The organism is Arsenophonus sp. aPb (assembly GCF_029873475.1).
GTDB lineage: Bacteria > Pseudomonadota > Gammaproteobacteria > Enterobacterales > Enterobacteriaceae > Arsenophonus.
This window is the reverse complement of sequence record NZ_CP123499.1, coordinates 2,141,917-2,164,614: the sequence shown is the minus strand read 5'-3', so window position 1 is coordinate 2,164,614 and position 22,698 is coordinate 2,141,917. Positions and strand designations below refer to the sequence as shown.

17 protein-coding genes, 6 tRNA genes and 1 other RNA gene are annotated in these 22,698 nt (G+C 38.1%); 14 read left to right on the top strand and 10 right to left on the bottom strand.

Annotated elements, in window-relative coordinates; all coding sequences use genetic code 11:
• The first annotated feature begins 162 nt into the window (after positions 1-162).
• Entirely contained in the window at positions 163-1,044 is an 882-nt protein-coding gene (gene cysM, locus QE177_RS09675; RefSeq protein WP_280549138.1) for a cysteine synthase CysM, read from the top strand.
• A 114-nt stretch (positions 1,045-1,158) separates the two neighbouring features.
• On the opposite strand, the gene crr is transcribed toward cysM, so the two are convergent.
• The 5 genes from crr to cysZ form a co-directional block, all read right to left on the bottom strand.
• Positions 1,159-1,668: a PTS glucose transporter subunit IIA gene (crr, locus tag QE177_RS09670; protein WP_280549136.1), complete on the bottom strand. Its 510-nt coding sequence runs from the start codon at positions 1,666-1,668 to the stop codon at positions 1,159-1,161.
• A gap of 54 nt (positions 1,669-1,722) precedes the next feature.
• A complete protein-coding gene (ptsI, locus tag QE177_RS09665; protein ID WP_280549134.1) occupies positions 1,723-3,450 on the bottom strand; it encodes a phosphoenolpyruvate-protein phosphotransferase PtsI in 1,728 nt (575 codons plus the stop codon).
• A gap of 142 nt (positions 3,451-3,592) precedes the next feature.
• Positions 3,593-3,850, bottom strand: a complete 258-nt coding sequence (gene ptsH / locus QE177_RS09660; RefSeq protein WP_026821734.1) for a phosphocarrier protein Hpr — start codon at positions 3,848-3,850, stop codon at positions 3,593-3,595.
• Between the two features lie 365 nt (positions 3,851-4,215).
• The gene (gene cysK / locus QE177_RS09655) at positions 4,216-5,193 is read right to left on the bottom strand and encodes a cysteine synthase A (RefSeq protein WP_280549129.1); all 978 of its coding nucleotides are present in this window, start codon (positions 5,191-5,193) and stop codon (positions 4,216-4,218) included.
• Between the two features lie 325 nt (positions 5,194-5,518).
• Positions 5,519-6,280: a sulfate transporter CysZ gene (gene cysZ, locus QE177_RS09650; protein WP_280549127.1), complete on the bottom strand. Its 762-nt coding sequence runs from the start codon at positions 6,278-6,280 to the stop codon at positions 5,519-5,521.
• A 171-nt stretch (positions 6,281-6,451) separates the two neighbouring features.
• Between cysZ and zipA the strand changes: the two genes are divergently transcribed.
• The 4 genes from zipA to QE177_RS09630 all read left to right on the top strand — a co-directional run bounded on the left by zipA (position 6,452) and on the right by QE177_RS09630 (position 11,223).
• Entirely contained in the window at positions 6,452-7,444 is a 993-nt protein-coding gene (gene zipA, locus QE177_RS09645) for a cell division protein ZipA (RefSeq protein ID WP_348519908.1), read from the top strand.
• A gap of 67 nt (positions 7,445-7,511) precedes the next feature.
• Positions 7,512-9,524, top strand: a complete 2,013-nt coding sequence (gene ligA / locus QE177_RS09640; protein WP_280549125.1) for an NAD-dependent DNA ligase LigA — start codon at positions 7,512-7,514, stop codon at positions 9,522-9,524.
• A 212-nt stretch (positions 9,525-9,736) separates the two neighbouring features.
• On the top strand, positions 9,737-10,921 hold the full coding sequence (locus QE177_RS09635; RefSeq protein WP_280549123.1) for a nucleoside transporter C-terminal domain-containing protein: 1,185 nt from the start codon (positions 9,737-9,739) through the stop codon (positions 10,919-10,921).
• Between the two features lie 86 nt (positions 10,922-11,007).
• Positions 11,008-11,223, top strand: coding sequence for a DUF3820 family protein (locus tag QE177_RS09630; RefSeq protein WP_280549121.1), 216 nt, complete (start codon positions 11,008-11,010; stop codon positions 11,221-11,223).
• Between the two features lie 52 nt (positions 11,224-11,275).
• Here QE177_RS09630 and QE177_RS09625 read toward each other — a convergent pair.
• Positions 11,276-11,351 (bottom strand) — tRNA-Ala (locus QE177_RS09625).
• Positions 11,352-11,511: 160 nt separating this feature from the next.
• On the bottom strand, positions 11,512-12,933 hold the full coding sequence (gene gltX / locus QE177_RS09620; protein WP_280549119.1) for a glutamate--tRNA ligase: 1,422 nt from the start codon (positions 12,931-12,933) through the stop codon (positions 11,512-11,514).
• A gap of 308 nt (positions 12,934-13,241) precedes the next feature.
• On the opposite strand from gltX, the gene QE177_RS09615 reads away from it, so the two are divergent.
• The 7 genes from QE177_RS09615 (at position 13,242) to lysM (ending at position 14,672) form a co-directional block, all read left to right on the top strand.
• A tRNA-Val gene (locus QE177_RS09615) sits at positions 13,242-13,317 on the top strand.
• 26 nt (positions 13,318-13,343) lie between these two features.
• Positions 13,344-13,419, top strand: a tRNA-Val gene (locus QE177_RS09610).
• A 54-nt stretch (positions 13,420-13,473) separates the two neighbouring features.
• Positions 13,474-13,549 (top strand) — tRNA-Val (locus QE177_RS09605).
• 61 nt (positions 13,550-13,610) lie between these two features.
• A tRNA-Lys gene (locus tag QE177_RS09600) sits at positions 13,611-13,686 on the top strand.
• A gap of 86 nt (positions 13,687-13,772) precedes the next feature.
• Positions 13,773-13,848: transfer RNA gene (locus QE177_RS09595), tRNA-Lys, on the top strand.
• Between the two features lie 41 nt (positions 13,849-13,889).
• Positions 13,890-14,017, top strand: a non-coding RNA gene (locus QE177_RS09590) — RtT sRNA.
• A gap of 214 nt (positions 14,018-14,231) precedes the next feature.
• Complete coding sequence (gene lysM, locus QE177_RS09585; RefSeq protein WP_280549117.1) at positions 14,232-14,672, top strand: peptidoglycan-binding protein LysM; 441 nt, start codon at positions 14,232-14,234, stop codon at positions 14,670-14,672.
• A gap of 112 nt (positions 14,673-14,784) precedes the next feature.
• Here the strand turns inward: lysM and nifJ are convergent, their stop codons facing one another.
• The 3 genes from nifJ to QE177_RS09570 form a co-directional block, all read right to left on the bottom strand.
• Entirely contained in the window at positions 14,785-18,327 is a 3,543-nt protein-coding gene (gene nifJ, locus QE177_RS09580; RefSeq protein WP_280549115.1) for a pyruvate:ferredoxin (flavodoxin) oxidoreductase, read from the bottom strand.
• Positions 18,328-18,573: 246 nt separating this feature from the next.
• Complete coding sequence (locus tag QE177_RS09575; RefSeq protein ID WP_280549113.1) at positions 18,574-19,125, bottom strand: NAD(P)H-dependent oxidoreductase; 552 nt, start codon at positions 19,123-19,125, stop codon at positions 18,574-18,576.
• Positions 19,126-19,290: 165 nt separating this feature from the next.
• Entirely contained in the window at positions 19,291-19,728 is a 438-nt protein-coding gene (locus tag QE177_RS09570) for a universal stress protein (RefSeq protein ID WP_280549110.1), read from the bottom strand.
• A gap of 133 nt (positions 19,729-19,861) precedes the next feature.
• Between QE177_RS09570 and QE177_RS09565 the strand changes: the two genes are divergently transcribed.
• Positions 19,862-21,013 (top strand): glycerate kinase, encoded by a 1,152-nt coding sequence (locus tag QE177_RS09565; protein WP_280549108.1) that lies wholly within the window; start codon positions 19,862-19,864, stop codon positions 21,011-21,013.
• A gap of 404 nt (positions 21,014-21,417) precedes the next feature.
• On the top strand, positions 21,418-22,689 hold the full coding sequence (locus QE177_RS09560; protein WP_280549106.1) for an MASE1 domain-containing protein: 1,272 nt from the start codon (positions 21,418-21,420) through the stop codon (positions 22,687-22,689).
• Positions 22,690-22,698 lie beyond the last annotated feature (9 nt).

Below are 22,698 nucleotides of genomic sequence, written 5' to 3'. Positions count from 1 at the left end.
AGTAGTAAATTATCAAAGCATGACATAAAGAATCAATTATTACATTCTTTAATTAATTTGGCATATTATAAATTAATTGCCGGGATTTTTAGATATTTTTGTTTAGAATGATGATATCAGCGTTATTTTATTCTTTATTATAAAAATAATCAGGTAAATAATGTGACTTATTTGGAAAATTTTATTGGTAATACGCCATTAGTTAAACTAAAAAGATTGACTAAAAATAGGGATGCTGAAATTTGGGTAAAACTAGAGGGTAATAATCCTGCCGGTTCTGTCAAAGATAGAGCTGCCCTATTTATGATCCAGCAAGCAGAAAAGCGCGGTCAAATTACACCTGGTGATACCTTAATTGAAGCAACTAGTGGTAATACTGGGATCGCATTGGCAATGATAGCCACCATAAAAGGATATAAACTAAAATTATTAATGCCGGAAAATATGAGTATTGAACGTCAGTTAGTGATGCGAGCTTATGGTGCTGAAATAGTTTTGGTTAGTGAAGCGGAAGGAATGGAAGGGGCACGTGATCTTGCATTACGGATGCAAGCTCGGTATGAAGGAAAGGTACTTGATCAATTTAATAATCTTGATAATCCGTTAGCCCATTTTATGACGACAGGCCCTGAAATCTGGTGCCAAACAGCGGGGCAGATCACGCATTTTGTCTCAAGCATGGGTACAACTGGGACAATTACCGGTGTTAGCCAATATTTAAAATCTAAATCAAATAAAATAGAAATTATTGGTTTGCAGCCAGCTGAAAATAGCTATATTCCAGGAATTCGGCGTTGGTCTCGAGATTATATTCCAAGTATTTTCAAATCTGAACAAGTTGATAGAATATTGGATATCACTCAGATAGAAGCAGAACTGATGATGAAAAACCTAGCAATAGATGAAGGCATCTTTTGTGGTGTTAGTTCAGGAGCCGCGGTGGCTGGTGCATTGCGTGTAGCTAAACAAAATCCTGGAGCGGTTATTGTGACTATTATTTGTGATAGAGGGGATCGCTATCTTTCCACCGGGTTATTTAATTGAATTAAATAACATTAAAGACAAATTGTTGCTTATAGGAAATAGTTCTTGTTACTAAGTCGTGAAATAGAGAAGAAATTCCCTTCATAAATAATTTATGAAGGGAAGAATTATAGTTTATTTTTTGATCTGCATAATAACGGTTTCACCTACAATGACAGAGCCAGTTAGTTTAATTAGCTCTTTTATTTCATCCATATTAGAAATAACCACAGGTGTTAATGTCGATTTTGCTTTTTCTTCTAATAGAGGAAGATCAAGTTCAAGTACTAAATCACCTTTTTGTACTTTTTGCCCTTCCTCTGCTAGGCGAGTGAATCCTTCGCCCTTTAACTCAACTGTATCAATACCAAAGTGGACAAATAACTCAATACCATTATCTGATTCAATAGAAAATGCATGGTTGGTTTCAAATATTTTACCAATCGTCCCATCAACTGGAGCCACAATTTTGTTACCAGTAGGCTTGATAGCAATACCATCACCAACAATTTTCTCGGCAAAAACAACATCTGGAACATCTTCTATATTAACAATTTCACCTGAAATTGGGGCAATAATATCGATATTACCAGTGCTATTTTTATCATCTGAAACCAGTGATTTGAGTTTGTCAAACAGACCCATGGATCTTCTCCTAATTAATTGTTTTCTTATGGGGTCAAGAGTTGGTTGATGATTTTAGCAAAGTGTTTTTTCTTTAATAAATGTTTCAACCAAATCCATCAATTCCTTCGCTGTCGGTTGATTAAGAGCTTGTTCTGCTAATGTTTTTGCATCTTTGAAATTTGCATTTCGAATAATTTTTTTAATACTTGGGATTGAGATTGCACTCATACTAAACTCATCTAATCCCATACCAAGTAATAATAGTGTAGCACGTTCATCACCAGCAAGCTCACCACACATACCTGTCCACTTGCCTTCTAAATGAGAAGCATCAATAACTTGTTTAATAAGTTTTAACACGGAAGGAGACATTGGATTATAAAGATGAGAAATCAGATCATTTCCGCGATCAACGGCTAAGGTATATTGTGTTAGATCATTGGTTCCGATACTGAAAAAATCAACTTCTTTTGCTAAATGATGAGCAATAACTGCAGCCGCTGGTGTTTCAATCATTATTCCAACTTCAATCGATTGATCGAAAGCGTGCTTTTCCTCGCTTAACTGCTTTTTAAGTATTGCTAATTCTTCTTTCAAGGTACGAATTTCTTCCACAGAAATAACCATAGGAAACATAATACGTAGTTTACCGAAGGCAGAGGCTCTTAAAATAGCACGTAATTGAGCATGAAGGATTTCTTTGCGATCAAGAGAAATACGAATTGCTCGCCAGCCAAGAAAAGGATTCTCTTCTTTCGGTAGGTTCATATAGGGAAGATCTTTATCCCCACCAATATCCATGGTACGAATAATAATAGCTTGTGGATCCATGGCTTCTGCGACCGCTTTATAAGCCTGAAATTGTTCTTCTTCGCTAGGTAAATTATTGCGATCCATAAACAGAAATTCAGTACGATATAATCCTACCCCTTCAGCGCCATTACGCTCAGCGCCTTCTATATCACGTACAGTACCAATATTTGCGCAAACTTCAACTTGATGACCATCTAAAGTTATTGCTGGCAAATCTTTTAATTTTGCGAGCTCGCTTTTTTCACGTAAATATTCTTCTTTAATTTGTTTAAGCTTGTCAATTTCACTATCAGATGGATTTTGATAAATATGATTATTGATAGCATCTAAAATAATATAATCATTTTGTTGGATGTGCTTGGTTGCATTGCTTGTGCCAACAATAGCCGGAATTTCCAGCGATCTGGCCATAATTGAAGTATGGGAAGTGCGTCCGCCTAAATCGGTAATAAAACCAAGCACTTTCTGCAAGTTTAATTGTGCTGTTTCAGAGGGGGTAAGATCTGCTGCAACTAAAATAACTTCTTCTGTAATTGAACCAAGATCAACAATAGGCAATCCTAGAATATTTTTTAGTAGGCGTTTACCAATATCTCTGACGTCAGCGGCACGCTCTTTAAGGTATTCGTCATCTAATTCTTCTAATGCTGTGGCCTGTTCTTCAATCACTTTTTGCGCTGCTGCATCTGCAGTTTTATGCTCTTTTTTTATGAAAGAAAGAATTTCCTGCTCAAGTTCTTCATCTTCAAGCAGCATTATATGACCTTCAAATATTTCCGCTTTTTCTTCACCAAGATTTTTTTCTGCGGTTTTTTTTATCGTTTTTAATTGTTCTATTGCTTTTTCGCGTCCAGCAATAAAGCGGTTAATTTCACTGTCAATTTGTTCATCAGAAATTTTCTTTTGATTGACAACAATTGGCGCTTCTTTAAGAATTAATGCCTTGCCGAAGGCGATACCTGGTGATACTGAAATTCCTGAAATCATAAATGTTACCTTACTACCAATGGGCGAAAAATAGTTAGCTCATAGGACTATGGCTTTAATACTTACGGTTAAATAGATATCCCCGGATAAAGGTATCCAGGGATAAAAAATAGAAAATAAATGCTATATTGCCCGTATGTCATTACTCCAATTCAGCCATTAGCTTAACCAGATGTTCTACCGCTTTCTGCTCATCTTCACCTTCGGCAGAAATCGTGACAACAGTCCCCTGAGTCAGGCCGAGTGTTTGCAGTTTAAATAGACTTTTTGCGCTTGCCGATTTGCCGTTATAAGTAAGCGTAATTTCAGAAGAAAAGCTTTTTGCCTCTTTGACAAATTGGGCCGCCGGGCGAGTGTGAAGACCATTAGGTGCTGTGATGGTGACTTCTTGTTGGAACATATTATTTCCCTCAACAAACTTAATATTTTTTTATTAGTAAATCCAAAATATATTAGCTGAAATAATTTGGATTTGCGTATTACTTTTCAGTGATAATAAAAGAAAAACGTTTTCATTAGATTATCAATCATAAATTTTATCTATATCGACATTATAGCCAGACATGATAATTTGCCTAGTTTATGTCCTGTTGTTAAATTTTTCACTGCTCATTTTTTGATTAATTTCGATTGTCGAAATAATTAATGACTTAAATACTAAACTCGTTTCAAGAAATCATCTTAATACACACTAAACTTTGATCTATGACACAAAAAAAGCACTTTTAAAGTGCTTTTTTAGCTAATTGTGCTCATAAAAAGTCGTTAGCTTGGTTTGGCAGCAGAAAATAAATCGGTACTCAAATAACGTTCACCGGAAGAAGGTAAAATAACCACAATATTTTTATTTTGAAATTCTGGTTTTGCGGCTAATTTTACCGCTGCGGCAACCGCTGCGCCGGATGATATACCGGCTAAAATACCTTCTTTCTGCATAATTAGGCGAGCGGTTTGTATCGCTTCGTCATCGCTAATAGCAAATACATCATCAATAAGTGAAAGATCAAGATTATCAGGGATAAAACCAGCGCCTATGCCTTGGATTTTATGTGGACCAGGTTTTATTTCTTTACCAGCTAATGTCTGACTTATTACTGGTGATGCGGCGGGCTCAACAGCAATCATTTTAATGGCTTCACCGCCTACTGTTTTTTTTAGATAACGGCCAATGCCAGTAATTGTACCACCGGTACCAACTCCCGCGACGACAGCAGCGATTTGACCATCAGTATCTTGCCAAATTTCAGGTCCAGTTGTTTTTTGGTGAATTTCAGGATTGGCCGGATTATTAAATTGTTGCAAAAGAAGGTATTGATCGGGTGCACCGGCAACAATTTCGATTGCTTTTTCAATAGCGCCCTTCATGCTCTTAGCACCTTCAGTTAAGACTAGATTAGCACCAAGCGCTTTTAATAATTTACGCCGCTCAAGGCTCATTGTTTCAGGCATAGTCAAGGTAAGCTTATACCCGCGTGCAGCGGCTACGTAAGCCAGGGCAATCCCGGTATTGCCACTGGTCGGCTCGATTAATGTTTTATTGGTTACTAATTTGGATAATTTAGGGGTTAACAGACCTTTTTTTTCTGCGTCCCAAATCATATTTGCGCCAATACGGCATTTTACGCTAAAACTCGGATTACGTGATTCGATTTTTGCTAACAAATTTCCGCTACCAAAGTGTTTCAAACGAACTAATGGAGTATGACCAATAGTTAGCGAGTTATCTTCATAGATGTTACTCATCGATCGTCCTTAGTATTTTTCAGAAGCTATAAACATGCCTAAATATAGTACTAATCACCATACGCTAAGCGAATTATTTTGGAAATAAAAATTTATACTATTGTTCTATTGGACAGGTAGTTATCGCACTTTGATGAATTTTACTAACTTTCATAACGGAATATTTAGTGGCAGTTTATAATTATTTTTCAGCAAATTAAGCACAATTTTTTAGCTGATTGTAGTTATTAGCATCAAATAGCTACCATCATTTTTATGATTATTGTTGCCATCTGAGAATAGCTGAAGTCAGTGTAAGAAATTTTAGCTAACTTCAGCGTTTGAGTTAATAGCTGGTATGTCGCGGACGGTAAAGATCAACCCACATTGCTGTTGCACCACAGATTGCAACAGGCATAATAACCAAATTAATAATTGGGATCATGGTCAACAAATTGACTAATGCACCAAACTGGATACTGGTTGTTCGATTCTTGCCAAGTGCCAACTTCATTTGATCAAATTTTACTTTATGATTATCAAAAGGATAATCACAGTATTGAATTGCCATCATCCAAGCACCAAATAAAAACCATAGAATTGGAGCGACTGTCTGCGCAATACCAGGAATAAAAAACAGGATAAGCAACGGAATAACGCGAATAAGGTAGTAGCATAATTTGGTTACTTCCCGCGCTAAGATTCGCGGTATGTCGGCAATAAGTACCGCAAAACTGGTATCAGGTGCCGGTGTTCCCGTTAATTCCGCTTCCAATTTTTCTGCTAACCAGCCATTAAAAGGAGAAGCAATAAAATTGGCGATAGTACTAAAGAAGTAGCCAAATATAAGCAAAATCGAGATCACCGCAATAGGCCATATTAGATAACTTAACCACTGCATCCAGCTGGGAACATACGAGAGTAACGTTTGGATCCAGTCGCCTAATTTACTATAAAGCCACCAAAAGGCACTACCAAGTAAAATAATATTTGCTAATAGAGGTAAAATAACGAAACGCCTTATACCAGGGCGAGTAACTAGCTGCCATCCTTGAGCAAAATAATAGAAACCGTTCGCAGTTTTTAGTGATTTTATTGAATTAATCATACTTCATATTTTCTCCTTTAGGTTTGATCTTGTATCATATAGATAGGATTTTTAGCTGGCTAGTATTTTGTTGGCTAAAAAAGCAGCAAAAAAAGAATAAATATCTAACTTTTTGTAAGAAAATTATGTAGAGGGTTGCACTTAACGTTATTGGCAAATACTCTTAATATAATGATAGCGCCATGGTGGCGATTATTTTCAAACAACAGAGATAGAGCGATGCAGGATTTGCGTCTAATATTAGTGGTCGTTGGTGCGATAGCTATAATAGCTTTACTGTTACATGGCTTTTGGACAAGTCGTAAAGAGCGTTCGAAGCTATTTAAAGATCGCCCTATGAAGCGCCGTAAGCAACCTACTCAGGATACTGCTGAGAGTGTAAGCTCGCCATCGCTTGGCGATAAAACAGTGGAGGCACAACAATTAGCATCTAAATTGACTCGTCAGGAGGCAAATGAACAATTTGCTTCCCAAAAATCTGAATCATCTAAGGTCGTTAAAACACCTAATGATGATCCACGTTTAGCTGATACTGATGTAGAAATTGGATCTGGTGCTAAGCAAGAAAAAAGTGTTCAAACTAAACAGCTTGAACTGGAAATTTCGGAGCCTGCGCTAAATTCAATGAATAGTGAAGAAAGAGAAGGATCTTTCGTAGCAAACACAGTAGAAAGCAACCAACATGTGGTTGGTGAAGTTGAACATCCTGATGGAGAAAAACAACACAGTAAATTAGTCCCTGAGGCTAATAAAAAAGATATTGTGGTTGTTTTACATGTTGCGGCACTGCAAGGTCAAGTTTTAGGTGGTGATCTGTTGTTACAAAGTATTTTTCAATCGGGTTTTCAGTTTGGTGAAAAACAGATATTTCATCGTCATGTTGATCCTTCTGGTTCTGGGCAGATTTTATTTAGCTTAGCCAATATGGTCAAACCCGGTTCTTTTGAGCCAGAGGCCATGTCTGATTTCACCACACCAGGTGTTTCTATATTTATGATGGTACCTTCATATGGTGATTCAGCACAAAACTTCAAGTTGATGTTGCAAGCAGCACAACGTATTGCGGCTGATGTTGGTGGTGTCGTGCTTGATGAAGATCGCAAAATGCTGACTCCCCAAATGATTGAGGTATATCATAGCCGAATTAGAAATGCATTAACTTAAATCATAGCTTGATTAGTAATCGACCCCCGTGATAGCGGGGGTTTTGTCTTTAGTTGTATGGTGAATAATGAAAGAACAACAAAATTATCTTGCGCGGCTTAAACAGCAATTACGGCATCATGAATATCTTTATCATGTATTAGATACGCCTGAAATACCTGATGCAGAATATGATCGGTTGATGCAGGAATTGAAAAAATTAGAGGCTGAGCATCCAGAATGGATCACGGCTGATTCGCCAACACAACGAGTTGGTGCTGCGCCATTGACGGCTTTTGAGCAGGTACGCCATGAAATACCGATGCTGTCACTAGATAACGTTTTTGATGAAGAGAGTTATTTAGCTTTTGATAAACGAGTGCATGATCGTTTAAAAAATAATAGCCAGTTGACATTTTGTTGTGAGCTTAAATTAGATGGTTTAGCGGTTAGCTTGTTATATGAACAGGGTGAACTGGTACAAGCAGCTACGCGGGGTGATGGTACAACCGGCGAAAATATTACTGCTAATATTCGTACTATTCGAGCAATTCCGCTGCGTTTAACCGGCGATAATATTCCTGAGCGGATTGAAATTCGCGGTGAAGTTTTTATGACCCATCGGGGGTTTGAAAAACTGAATGAAGAAGCCCGGCGTAATGATGGTAAAATTTTTGCTAATCCACGTAATGCTGCGGCAGGCTCATTACGTCAGCTAGATCCCCGTATTACTGCCAAAAGACCATTAGCCTTTTTTTGTTATGGTTTTGGCCTTCTGGCGGGTGGTCAATTGCCTGCTAGCCAATATCAATGTCTAATGCAGTTTAAAAAATGGGGATTACCCGTTAGTGATAAGATAGCGCTTTGCCAAAATAGCCAACAAGTTTTAGCCTATTATCACCAAATTGAGCATGCACGTTTAGGCTTAGGTTTTGATATTGATGGTGTTGTTATTAAAGTGGATCCCTTGCAACTGCAAGAAGAGCTCGGTTTTGTTGCTCGCGCTCCACGTTGGGCGACGGCATTTAAATTTCCAGCTCAAGAACAGATCACTTTATTACATGATGTTGAATTTCAAGTGGGGCGTACCGGTGCTATTACGCCAGTTGCTCGATTAGAGCCTGTTCAGGTTGCAGGTGTTACTGTAAGTAATGCAACATTACATAATGCTGATGAGATAGAACGATTAGGCGTACACATTGGGGATACCGTTGTTATTCGCCGAGCGGGTGATGTGATCCCGCAAATTGTTAATGTACTCGCTGATCGTCGTCCTATTGATAGCCGAGAAATTCGGTTTCCTATTCACTGTCCGGTTTGTGGTTCAGCCATTGAGCGAATTGAAGGTGAGGCGGTGATCCGTTGTACTGGCGGTTTAATTTGTGCGGCACAACGTAAAGGCGCCTTAAAGCACTTTGTTTCACGCCGAGCAATGGATATTGAGGGAATGGGTGATAAGATTATTGATCAATTGGTTGATAAAGAGTATGTAACGACAGCGGCTGATCTTTACCGTCTAAATCTGGATATTTTAGCCAGATTAGAGCGTATGGGGCTAAAGTCGGCACAAAACTTAATTAATGCACTTGATAAATCCAAACAAACCACATTAGCCCGCTTTATTTATGCGTTGGGTATTCGGGAGGTTGGAGAAGCAACGGCAAGCAATTTGGCGGCACATTATACTACATTAACTTCTATTATGGCTGCAGATATAGAGTCGCTCAAAAAGGTGCAAGATGTTGGCGAGATAGTGGCGAAGCATATTGTTAATTTTTTTCATGAACAGCATAACCGGGATGTTGTTAATCAATTAGTGAACGAAATTGGTATTAGCTGGCCAGCAATGCCGGCTAAGAAAACGGATAGTCCATTCACTGGTAAAACGATAGTTTTAACCGGTACGCTAAATCGTTTAACGCGTGATGAGCTAAAAGATAAATTAATATTACTTGGCGCAAAAGTCACGGGCAGTGTTTCTAAAAAAACCGATCTAGTAATCGCAGGTGAGGCAGCTGGTTCTAAATTGGCCAAGGCCAATGAGTTAGGAATAAAAATTATCAATGAGGATGAATTAATAGCATTACTCGAAGAGCATTAATATTTTATCGCTTTTCGGCGTAATAATTCGCAGGATATTGGCTGCTTTGATAATGCAATACTTTTATTCATTATCAATTAGCTATCTGCAAGTTAAATCACTAAATTACTCATTTAAAGCTATTTTTAGTGATTAAAATCACACCCGATTATTTTCTATTACATAAAATAATATAACTATTTGTTAAATTAAAAACCGACTTGGAAATATTTATGTCTGCAGTTTTTCACTTTCTTTTATCCATTATTCTGATTGGTGGGTTATCGATTTTAACCAGTAGCGATCGTGCTAGTATTCGCATTCGCTACGTTTTGCAACTATTAATTATTGAGTTACTATTGGCTTGGTTCTTCCTCAATTCGGATATTGGACAGGGATTTATTGCTGGATTTGCTAAATTTTTTGACTATTTATTAGTTTATGCCGCGGCAGGAACTGATTTTGTATTTGGTGGTATGATGGATGCAAATCTGGCTACCTTCTTTTTACGCGTATTGTGTCCAATTATTTTTGTTTCAGCGTTAATTGGCATCTTGCAACATATCAAAGTGTTACCTTTTATTATTAAAATAATAGGCACGTTACTGGCTAAAGTTAATGGTATGGGAAAGCTGGAATCTTTTAATGCGGTCAGTTCATTAATTCTCGGTCAATCAGAAAACTTTATTGCATATAAAGATATATTGAGTCAAATGTCGCCACGTCGTATGTATACCATGGCAGCAACAGCCATGTCGACGGTGTCTATGGCGATTGTTGGCGCTTATATGGGAATGCTTGAGCCTAAGTATGTCGTTGCGGCACTCATCCTAAACATGTTTAGTACATTCATTATCCTATCGTTAATTAATCCTTATTCAGTTAAAGAGGAAGAGGATATTCAAGTCAGTCATCTGCATGATGGACAAAGTTTTTTTGAAATGTTAGGCGAATATATTCTGGCGGGTTTCAAAGTTGCGTTAATAGTCGCAGCCATGCTGATTGGCTTTATTGCAATTATTGCTGGAATTAATGCCATTTTCAGTGCAGTGATAGGAATAAGTTTTCAGGATTGTTTGGGCTATGTGTTTTATCCATTAGCATGGATCTTGGGTATTCCTGTTGAAGATGCACTTAAAGTGGGGAGTATTATGGCCACCAAATTAGTGTCTAATGAATTTGTGGCGATGGGATATTTGAAACAAGTTGCTGCTGAGTTATCCCCTCGTTCAGTGGGCATTTTGTCGGTCTTTTTAGTCTCTTTTGCTAACTTTTCATCAATAGGAATTGTTGCCGGCGCAATCAAAGGTCTCGATGAAAAACAGGGAAATGTTGTTTCTAGTTTTGGCTTAAGATTATTATATGGTTCCACGCTAGTAAGTTTCTTATCGGCAGCGATAACGGGTTTAGTGTTGTGATAATTTAACTGCGTATTTTACCAAGCGACGTTCTTTATTAAAGAATGTCGCGTTTAGTTAAATCAATGAATATATTGGAATGCTGTATGCAGAAACAGGATCTGATCGATATTGCTAATACTGTTATCCCATTCGGTAAATACAAAGGACGGGTTTTGATCGACTTACCCGAAGAATATTTACTTTGGTTTGCGCGTAAAGGTGAATTTCCTCAAGGGAGATTAGGTTATTTAATGGAAATGACATTAACAGTTAAGGTAGAAGGGTTAGACAATTTAGTTAAACCACTAAAGCGTTCATAGTAAGCAACGGGGTTTCAAGATCGATTAAACATATTTGGCTGGAATTTAAATTTGGTGGAGCTAAGCGGGATCGAACCGCTGACCTCTTGCATGCCATGCAAGCGCTCTCCCAGCTGAGCTATAGCCCCTAACCAAAGCCTGTTAGACGAGCGCATGATATGCAAGCTGAATAAGACTGTCAATCGATTAATATGAAAATAGCGTTTAACCGTTGAAAAAATGGTCATAAAGCCTGGTATAAAGAAAAAAGGCACAGTGATAATGTGCCTTTGAGCTAATCTAATTCCATTAATTAGCACTATTTTCACGCTCTTTAATATAAAGCAAAGCATTATCAATGCGTTTTAATGAACGAGTTTGGCCAATAGCATGTACAGTGGCATCAACACTCGGTGATTGGGCTGTTCCTGTCACAGCGACCCGTAGTGGCATACCCACTTTTCCCATCCCAATTTCAAGTTCTGTCGCCGTTGATTCGATTGCCTGATGGACATTTTCACATGTCCAATTGCTAATTGTTGCCAATTTTTCCCGTACAGTTTCTAATGGTAAGCCCGCTATTGGGCGTAAATGTTTTTTCGCGGCCTCGGCGTCGAACTCAGCAAAATCCTGATAGAAATAGCGACATGAAGCGGCTATTTCTTTTAAGGTCTTACAGCGTTCACCGAGAAGCTTGACTAAATCTGCTAAGCTTGGTCCGATTTGGGTATCAATAGCTTGCTGCTCAATGTGCCATGCTAAATGAGTAGCAACATATTCGGCAGGTAGTGAATTGATATAATGGTGATTAAGCCATAATAATTTGTCGGTATTAAAGGCACTGGCGGATTTGCTAATCGCATCTAGGGAAAAATAACTGATCATTTCATCACGGCTAAAAATTTCTTGATCGGCATGGGACCATCCGAGACGCACCAGATAGTTTAATAAGGCTTCTGGTAGATAACCGTCATCGCGGTATTGCATAACACTAACTGCCCCATGACGTTTAGATAATTTTTTACCATCATCACCTAAGATCATTGAAACATGCGCATATACAGGTATTGGCGCGCCAAGTGCTTTTAATATATTAATTTGTCGTGGAGTATTATTAATATGATCTTCACCACGGATCACATGAGTGATCTTCATATCCCAGTCATCAATGACAACACAGAAATTATAGGTAGGAGAGCCATCGGTACGGCGTATAATGAGATCATCAAGCTCAAGATTACTAAATTCAATAGGGCCACGGATTTGGTCTTCAAAAATCACAGCGCCTTCTTGGGGGTTACGAAAGCGCACTACGTGAGGCTCATTCGGTGTATGATTATGAGCATGATCGCGGCAGCAGCCATCATAACGAGGTTTTTCGCCTCTAGCCATCTGCTCTTCACGTAAATTGTCTAACCGTGTTTTAGAACAATAACAGCGATAAGCTGTCCCGGCGCTAAGCATTTGATCGATAACAGCATGATAACGGTCGAAGCGTTTAGTTTGGTAGTAAGGACCTTCATCCCAATTTAAACTTAACCAGTTCATTCCATCCATTATGGCGTCAATAGCATCTTGTGATGAACGCTCAAGATCGGTGTCTTCAATACGTAAGACAAACTCGCCGTTATTATGTCGACTATATAGCCATGAATAGAGTGCAGTACGAGCGCCGCCGACGTGAAGATAACCAGTTGGACTTGGTGCAAAACGGGTTTTTATTTTATTCATTAGGATTGCCTTAATGACCTTTTTTTATATCGAATCTAGTCAGTGATAAATTTACAATCGGTTATTTTATCACTGCAACTTAATTCCTCAATGCTATTAGCACGATATTCATACTTTATTTTGCTCATTTAGCAGTAAAAATGCTTAATTTATCCTGATAGGATCTAGACTAAATAAGTTTAAATAAATATTATTTTGCGTCGATAATATTAGGTGCATCTTGCTTAATTTTGCAACGAACGAATATTTTCCTTTGAAAAACCGTTGACTCATGCAGAACTATCCCTATAATGCACCTCCATCACGACGGGCGATTAGCTCAGTTGGTAGAGCATCTCCCTTACAAGGAGGGGGTCATCAGTTCGAATCTGGTATCGCCCACCAATTGTTGTGATGATTTTATTATGATTGGGCGATTAGCTCAGTTGGTAGAGCATCTCCCTTACAAGGAGGGGGTCATCAGTTCGAATCTGGTATCGCCCACCAATCATAATTAAGTATCATACTTAAGTAAAAGTGTTACCTATTTTTGTTATGAATGGGCGATTAGCTCAGTTGGTAGAGCATCTCCCTTACAAGGAGGGGGTCATCAGTTCGAATCTGGTATCGCCCACCATTTAGGTCAAAAATAAAGCATTATTTGTTTAAGTTATTTATAATATGTTTTGCTATTAATAGGGTCGTTAGCTCAGTCGGTAGAGCAGTTGACTTTTAATCAATTGGTCACAGGTTCGAATCCTGTACGACCCACCATTGATAGTATAAGATAAGATTTTTGTTTATCTTTTTTGTTATTCACTAAGCATAATCAAGATCAACATAATCCAGTTTCATCAGATGGGTCGTTAGCTCAGTCGGTAGAGCAGTTGACTTTTAATCAATTGGTCACAGGTTCGAATCCTGTACGACCCACCATCTAAAGATGTCTTCATACTTTCTAAAGCCACTAAAATAATATATTGCAATGCGAGTACAGGATGAGAAGCTGTGTAGGTTCGAGCCGAGCGCAGCGAGACAGCGTTGTGCAAAGCACAACGACCCGCAGGGCGAGGCCGTAGGCCGAGTAATCCTGTACGACCCACCATTGATATGCTTTCATCAACGATGATTTCTTGCCTAACTTTGGCTAAATTGCGCAAATCATTCTACAATTATTAACATATAGATATATTTATTTACTTGAAAAACTATTAGATAAAAATAGAGTAAGTGGATAGCGTGTAGCTTGAGCGCTTAATTTATTATCTAATAGATTGAGGCTTAGATTTATTTCCTCAAAACTAAGTGATGGAGGTTATATGGGATTATTTGATTTCTTAAAAAGCGCCGGCGACAAACTATGGGATCCTGCTACGGCGACTAAAGATGATAAAGAAAAAAAACTGAAAGAACATCTTGATTCATTAGGGATCAAAGGGGCGGATCAGGTCAATGTTAATGTTGATGATAATGGTAAAGTCACCGTTTCAGGTGAAGGCATTGTTGCTGACATGAAAAATAAGATTTTGGTTGCGCTAGGCAATGTTGCTGGTGTTGAAAAGGTTGAAGATCATACTGGAGGGAGTAGTGGTGATGTTCAGCATTACACGGTAGTAGCCGGTGATACCTTGAGTGCTATTTCGAAAAAAGTTTATGGGGATGCTAATCTTTATCAGCAAATCTTTGAAGCAAATAAGCCGATGTTGAAAGATCCGAATAAAATTTATCCTGGACAGGTATTAATTATTCCTAAACGCTAAACATGGGATAATCATTGGCAATGAATTAACATTAATAAAGCCGCTTATTAATTTAGCGGCTTTATTACTTAGCGCTGTTTTCTTGAATAGCAGAATGGCGACCTATGCTATCTTAGTTAGAATCTTGTTTAGCAAGTAATTCAAGCAAAGTGTAGCGCTTTTGTGCTGCTATCTCTGCTTGTTTTGCCAGTATTTCTGCTTGTTCAGGTAACTGTCTGGTTAACTGAGAAAAGCGCTGCTCTTTTTGTAAGATATCCGTTAGCGATGCTGTCGGTGCTCTTGAGTCAAGTATTAACGCCGGTTTTCCTGCCTGACTACGTTGTGGATCAAAACGGTATAACGGCCAAAATCCAGCTGCTGTTAGCTGTTTGGATTGCTCATGACTATAGGCAAGATCATAACCATGCTCTTCACAAGGACTGTAAGCAATAATCAGTGATGGTCCTGCATAGCTGGCGGCTTCCTGAATAGCCTTAACCGTCTGGTTCATTTGGGCGCCAATAGCGATTTGTGCCACATATACATGTCCATACATCATCATGGTAATTCCCAGATCTTTACGGCTTTTTTGTTTGCCATTTTGACCAAACTTAGTTACAGCACCAATTGGCGTTGCTTTTGATTGTTGGCCACCCGTGTTGGAATAACATTGTGTATCTAGCACCAAAACATTGATATTTTCACCACTATTGAGCACATGATCCAAGCCACCATAACCAATATCGTAGGCCCAACCATCACCACCAATGATCCATACTGATTTATCAATCAAATAGTGAGCATCGGTGCTTAATTGTTGGGCTTCAGCGGTATTGATTTTATTCAGTAATGATTGTAATTGAACAATTAATTGACGCTTTAACTCAATTGATAAAGAATCATCCTGTAGTTGATTAATTAGTGTGTTCGGTAATTGTTCAGCTAAGCCATTTAGCAGACGAGAGACTCTTTTTTTATGCTGCTCTAATGTTAAACGAAATCCCAGACCAAACTCTGCATTATCTTCAAATAGGGAATTTGCCCATGCTGGTCCTCGCCCCTCGTTATTCTTGCTATAGGGGCTAGTAGGGAGATTACCACCGTAAATAGATGAACAGCCAGTGGCATTGGCAATCAGTAGCCTATCACCATATAACTGAGTCAGTAATTTAATATAAGGGGTTTCACCACAACCGGCACAAGCTCCTGAATATTCAAACAACGGTGTAATTAATTGTGAGGTTCGAATATCTATACGTTCTAGTTGATGTGGGGCAATATCGGGAATTTGCAGGAAAAAATTGAAATTTATTTTTTCCGCTATTAGATGTTCAACCCGCGGCTGCATATTAATGGCGCGGATTTGTGGATTTTGCCGATCTTTAGCCGGACAAACTTCATAACAAAGATTACAGCCAGTACAATCTTCTGGCGCGACTTGTAGTACATAATTGAGCCCTCGCATATCTCGTGATTTAACGGCTAAAGAGGGTAAGCTAGGTGGCGCAGCTTCCAGTATTTCGGCAGAAGTGACTTTTGCACGAATCGCAGCATGAGGACAGGCGGCAACACAATAATTACATTGGGTACATAGAGCCGGTTGCCAAATAGGGATCGTTTCGGCGATATTGCGTTTTTCCCATTTTGTTGTGCCTGTTGGCCAGCTACCATCGGGTGGAAATACTGACACGGGAAGGGTATCACCTAAATCTGCGATCATTTTTGCGGTTATGTTTTTTACAAAATCAGGGGCATCATCAGCTACCGTTGCGGGTCGGCAAAGGCTGGTGATATCAATCTCCTGTAAATCAAATTTTTCTATTGCCTTGATGGTAAGATCAACGGCGTTAATATTATTTTCAACGACATCAGCCCCTTTTTTGCAATAACTCTGGCTAATTGTCTCTTTTAATTGCTGCTTTGCTTCAGACATAGGCAATAGTTGGGTCAAATAGAAAAAAGCCGTTTGCATAATGGTATTAATACGGCCACCCAATTGGCATTGTCGGGCGATTTGATAAGCATTAATGGTATAGCATTGTGCCTGTTTTTGTCGTAACAAATATTGTATTTCTTGTGGCAGATGATGCCAGATTTGATCAGATTTATAAGGACTATTGATTAAAAAAATACCACCAGGTTTTAATTTTTCAATTAACTGGTATTTGTGGATAAATTGCCACTGATGGCAGCCGATAAAATCCGCCTGCTTAATAAGATATGACGAATAGAAAGGATGGTGGTTAATACGTAAATGTGAAACCGTTAGCCCGCCAGCTTTTTTAGAGTCGTAAACGAAGTATGCCTGTGGAAATAAAGCGGTATGGTTGCCAATAAGTTTAATCGTATTTTTCGTTGCGGATACTGAACCATCACTACCTAAGCCATAAAATAGGGCAGCTAATTTGTGGGTAGTGGGGAGTGATGCTTTAATAATCGGTAAAGACAGTCCGGTGACATCATCGTGAAGGCCAATAGTAAAACGTGTTTTGGGTTTAGCCAGTTTAAGTTGATGAAAAATAGTCATCACACAGTCAGGATCAAACTCTTTGGAGGATAAACCATAACGACCCGAGATAACCTTAGGTAACTTATCACGTTGGCCTTGGCTAAAAGACTCCGCTAACGCTGTCATAATATCCAGGAACAGTGGTTCTGCTTGGGCCCCCGGTTCCTTTGTTCGATCAAGTACCGCAATAGCTTTTACTGCTAATGGTACTACTTTAAGAAAATGTTGGGCAGAAAAAGGGCGAAAAAGATGCACTTTTACTACGCCGACTTTTTCATTTTGCGTCAGCAGTTGATCAATAGCCTCTTCACAAGGCCCGGCCGCTGATCCCATCAAAATGATAATTTGTTCAGCATCAGGATGGCCATAATATTCAAACGGTTGGTAGTAACGGCCGGTAATATTACCAAAGGCCTGCATGGCATCCAAGACATGCTGGTAAGCTTGAAAATACCAAGGATTAATCGCTTCGCGAGCTTGAAAATAGGTGTCTGGATTAGCTGCGATTCCTCGGATAGTGGGTGCCTCTGGTGACAAAGCGCGTTGACGATGTTCTTGTATTGCTTGTTCAGGGATTAGTTGTTGCAGTATTTCATCGGAGATTGGATGAATTTTGTTGATTTCATGTGAGGTACGAAAGCCATCAAAAAAATGGATAAATGGCAATCTACTATTCAGAGCGGATATTTGTGCAATAACGGCAAAATCCTGTGCTTGTTGCACATTATTAGCACATAGCATAGCACAACCTGTTTGACGTACGGCCATCACATCGGAGTGATCGCCAAAAATAGATAATGCATGGGTGGCGACAGTTCGGGCGGCGACATGTAACACAAAAGGCTGTAATTGGCCGGCGAGTTTATAAAGGGTTGGGATCATCAATAATAATCCCTGAGATGAGGTAAATGTGGTAGCCAGTGCGCCGGTTTGCAGAGCACCATGCACTGTCGCAATGGCACCGGCTTCGGATTGCATCTCAATTATTTTAGGTGTGTCTTGCCAAATATTTTTTCGATTATTCGCTGCCCATATATCTGCTTGCTCAGCCATACTGGAACTAGGCGTGATAGGATAAATGGCGATAATTTCATTGAGTCGATATGCAACAGAAGCAACGGCAGAATTTGCATCCGTTGTTATATAGGAACAAGTTAAGTTACTCACAAAAATGGCCTTTTGATTTTTGATAATAGTTTATTAGCCAAAGAAATTAGCAAAATAAGCAAGTAAAATTTATCAATATCGTGGGGAATTGAATTTAAATAAAAGAGAAATAAGATATTTAAGTTATTAAAATTATAGATTATTTTATATTAAGTGATCAATTTTGATTTTTAGTTAGTAACTTGTTGTTATTGATGAAGTAGTAAAGGCTACTTTTGCAATCTATTAGCCTTCTACTTAAGAATATTAATTGAGTTGTTTTTTTAGAAAATGGCTATAAGCATCCAGCCATTTTTGCAAGAATACTTTCGTTCTTTCCAGCAAATTACCTTGCTTGTCTATAATATGCTCATTCCATTGGATAAAAGCTTCTGGTTGATTGAGTGTTGGCATATCGAGAAAAGTTAGCACATTTCTTAAATGTTGTTGTGATAGTGCACTTCCCATGGCGCCAGGTGAAGTTCCAATAACCCCAGCTGGTTTTTGTGCCCACACATTTTTTCCATAAGGTCGAGAACCCTGATCGAGAGCATTTTTTAATACGCCAGGAATAGATCGATTATATTCTGCGGTAACAAAAATAACACCATCAGCATCGGCGATTTGTTGTTTAAAATCTTGCACCACTTTACTTGGTTGTTCATCATCATCTTGATTATAGAGAGGCAGTTTTCCTATTTCGGCGAAAAAAAATTGTATCTGTGGATGAGCTAGTTTGATTAATTCGTTAGCCAGTTTTTTATTATATGAACCTTTACGTAAGCTACCCACGATGATAACGACTTTGTATTCTTTCATATATCACCTTTCACTTATTCAACGCCAAGCAAGTAATAGATTTGGCAAAAAATAATTATGTGATTTAATCATATTTACCAATGGATGATTTCTCTTAAAATAAGAATAATAATTAATTAGTCATATTGCCAGTAAGGCGGGATGATTATTCCCGCATAACTGTATTTATCTAATCACTAAAACTGGAATTTTAGCGTAATTTACTACTGCGGCAGCGGTTGAACCTAATAAATGGGTTTTAAAGTTAGGCCGGCGAGAGGCAATAACAATCAAATCAGCGTTAACTTCATCGGCAATTTCTAAAATAGCGTCTCTTGGTGGTTCTGCTTTAATTAAGCAGTGTACTTTTTCCTCTGGTATAGCAAATTTTTTTGTCATACTTTTTAGGGTTTGTAGCGCTTGTTGCACAATTTCATCGTCATCGCGAATTGGCTGCTTGGAATAGACAATTTTACTAGCAATGAAAAAAGAAGGCGCATAAATTGCAGAGATAAAATAGAAATCAGGATCATCAGTTTGGCTTAGCGCGTTAATATGCGGAACAACTTTTTGCGTTAAGGTGTCTTCAGACAGATCAATTGGAACTAAAATAGTTTGGTACATATTGTCTCCTGTCTTGGCATAATTTAACAAAATTTCAGATGTTATTATTTTATCATCAAATAAATGAACTGGCTCTCAAGCATAACAATCCCTAATTGCAAGTTATGTTATTTAATTTTTTATGGTAGTGAAAATGAAAATAATTATTGCCCCGGATTCATTTAAAGAAAGTCTGACCGCTAAGCAGGCTGCACGTGCTATTGAAGCTGGCTTCATGGCCGTTTTTCCAGCAGCTGAATATTTATGTTTGCCGATGGCTGATGGAGGGGAAGGCACAGTTGACGCTTTAGTTGCGGCTAGAGGTGGGCAACGTATTGAGATAACCGTAGCAGGGCCTTTAAAAACCCTGGTGAAAGCTTATTATGGCTTACTGGATAATGGTGATACCGCCGTGATAGAAATGGCGGCAGCGAGTGGCTTAATGCAAGTTCCTTTAGGCCAGCGTAATCCTTTATTAACAACCAGTTTTGGTACTGGTCAATTAATGCTTGCCGCGCTTGATCACGGCGTTAAAAAGATCATTTTAGCCGTCGGAGGAAGTGCTACGGTGGATGGCGGTATTGGTATGATGCAGGCGCTGGGCGCCAGCTTTTATCGTAAAGATAGTCATTTATTAGAATTTGTTGCTAAAGAAATGGTTGAATTGGAACGGATAGATCTATCAACTTTAGATAGCAGATTACAACAGTGTCAGATTGAAATAGTCTGCGATGTTAATAATCCATTAATTGGTCAACACGGTGCGGCAAAAACATTTGCTCCTCAAAAGGGGGCTACTGGCGAAATGATTACCCATCTAGAACAGGGTTTACTTCATTACGCCGATATTATTCAATCCATGACTGGCACTGATTATCGATATCTGAAAGGATCTGGCGCAGGCGGTGGAATTTCTGTCGCTGCATTGGCTTTTCTCAATGCAACATTGTGCTCTGGAATTGAAACAGTTTGTCAGGCTATGCACTTTAAAGATAAATTAGCTACAACTAATTTAGTTATAGTAGGTGAAGGAAGTATGGATGGACAAACATTAAATGGAAAAGCGCCAATTGGTATTGCTAAGCTTGCGGCTCAATATGGTATCCCTGTCATCGCCATAGTGGGTATCCAAGGAAAAAACATTGAAGCTGTTTATCAGCAAGGGATCAATGCCGTATTTAGTATTTTACCCCGCTTGTTATCACAGCAAACAGCTTTAGAGCAGGGAGAATTAAATCTACAGCATTGTGCATATAATGTTGCAAAAGTTCTACAAAGCGGGATAATATTAGCTAAAAATTATTAGTTGTAAGCTTAAAATTAAAACTTACTTAATGTTCTTTTTAGCAAATTTAATCAAATTAGTGTTAAACAGCTAAAACGCTGACTTATTGGCTATTGAGTAAATGATTTGATTGTTGTTGTTAATCTATTCTTAACTAAGCCCCTTATTAATATTGCTAAATAAAATAATGCTTAATTAGGCTAGTTTTAATAGTGAAAAATATATTTTAAAAGTCCAGCAACTGCATTTGTTTGTTATAAAAAAGTAATAATCTAATTTAATATTAATAATTTTTTAGTTCTGCTACTTGTTTAATATATATCATTATTTTAGTGTTTGAAATTTAAATACAGTTTATTTTGCAAGTAAATACTATTTATTGATTGTTAAAGGTTTTATTAGCAAAATATAAAGGAGAATCGTTGATGATAGGACTGGTGAAAATTTCCAGTCATATTAGGTGGTTTACATTCCTAAGTTGGACATTAATTTATTTTATTTCGGCTGTTATTTCTAAGGAAGTACAAGTACCTTATGATGAATCGCTAGTTGTGGTGTGGTTTCCTGCTGGTGTGAGTATTGTGGCATTTTTATTATCACCAGTACGTTCCTGGCCTGCTTTTTTGTTTTTATTTAGTTTGGTCAATTGGTATCTGGAACCATTCAATGTTGCCACTTCTGTGATGAGTATGGTTAGTGCGATTAGTTTACTTATTTCTCCGTTATTAATTGCCTCTATTGTAAGATATTTAGCGCAATATCAATCGCCATTAAATACCATTATAACTTGGATTGTGATTTCAGCAGTAATATGTGCTATTGATAATTGGCTGAGTGTCCTGTTGTTGGGTTCTCTTGATGAGAAGATTATTTTAGATGATTTTCTTACCAGTTGGCTGGCTGATATGTCAGGTATCTATTTTGCTGTCGCGATGTTATTAGGTTTAGTACAACCACAGTCATTAAAGCAGCTTAACAGTATAAAAAAAATATTATTAACATTATGTTGGTTAATGTTGCTGGCAATCAGTAGCTGGTTAATTTTTTCTGATCAGATGACTGGAGTGAAAGGTTATATTAATTATCATTATGGCTCAGCATTAAATATTATATTAGCTTGCATACCCATTATTTTCATTATTCTTTTGATCCTATTTCTACAAGATTTTGGTCGAGGAATTGGATTATTAGTCTTGGGAACCATTGTTATTTTCTATAGTGAACAGGGCTATGGACCTTTCTTTTTACCTGGCTTATTAAGAGAAGAGCCTCTATTACTTGCTCAAACTTACCTGTCCGTTATTGCCATTTTTATGTTGCTACTTTCATTGCTTGCAGCATCTCAAGTAGAAAGAACGAGTAAACGTGCCTCAAAATCCCTCATTCGTTACCAATTGTTTATTCAAGAAGACAAAATAAAATTTGATCCGCAAATTAAATTAATCACATCGTTACCGGTGAAAAGTGATATTCACCATATATTAAAAGCGATTGAAATTTCTGCCCATGAAATTTTAAAAGAGCACTGGTCATTAGTAAGCTCCTATCATGGTATGCCGGTCAGCTTTCAATTAAAGGGGTTAGATGGTGAATGGCTTAACGTGCGTGATCGAATATTAATCACTATTGCTGATAAAATTAATCCAATGCTATTAGGTGAATGGGAAATTCTTTCAAAAACAAAAGTTGATTTATAACGGATTGTT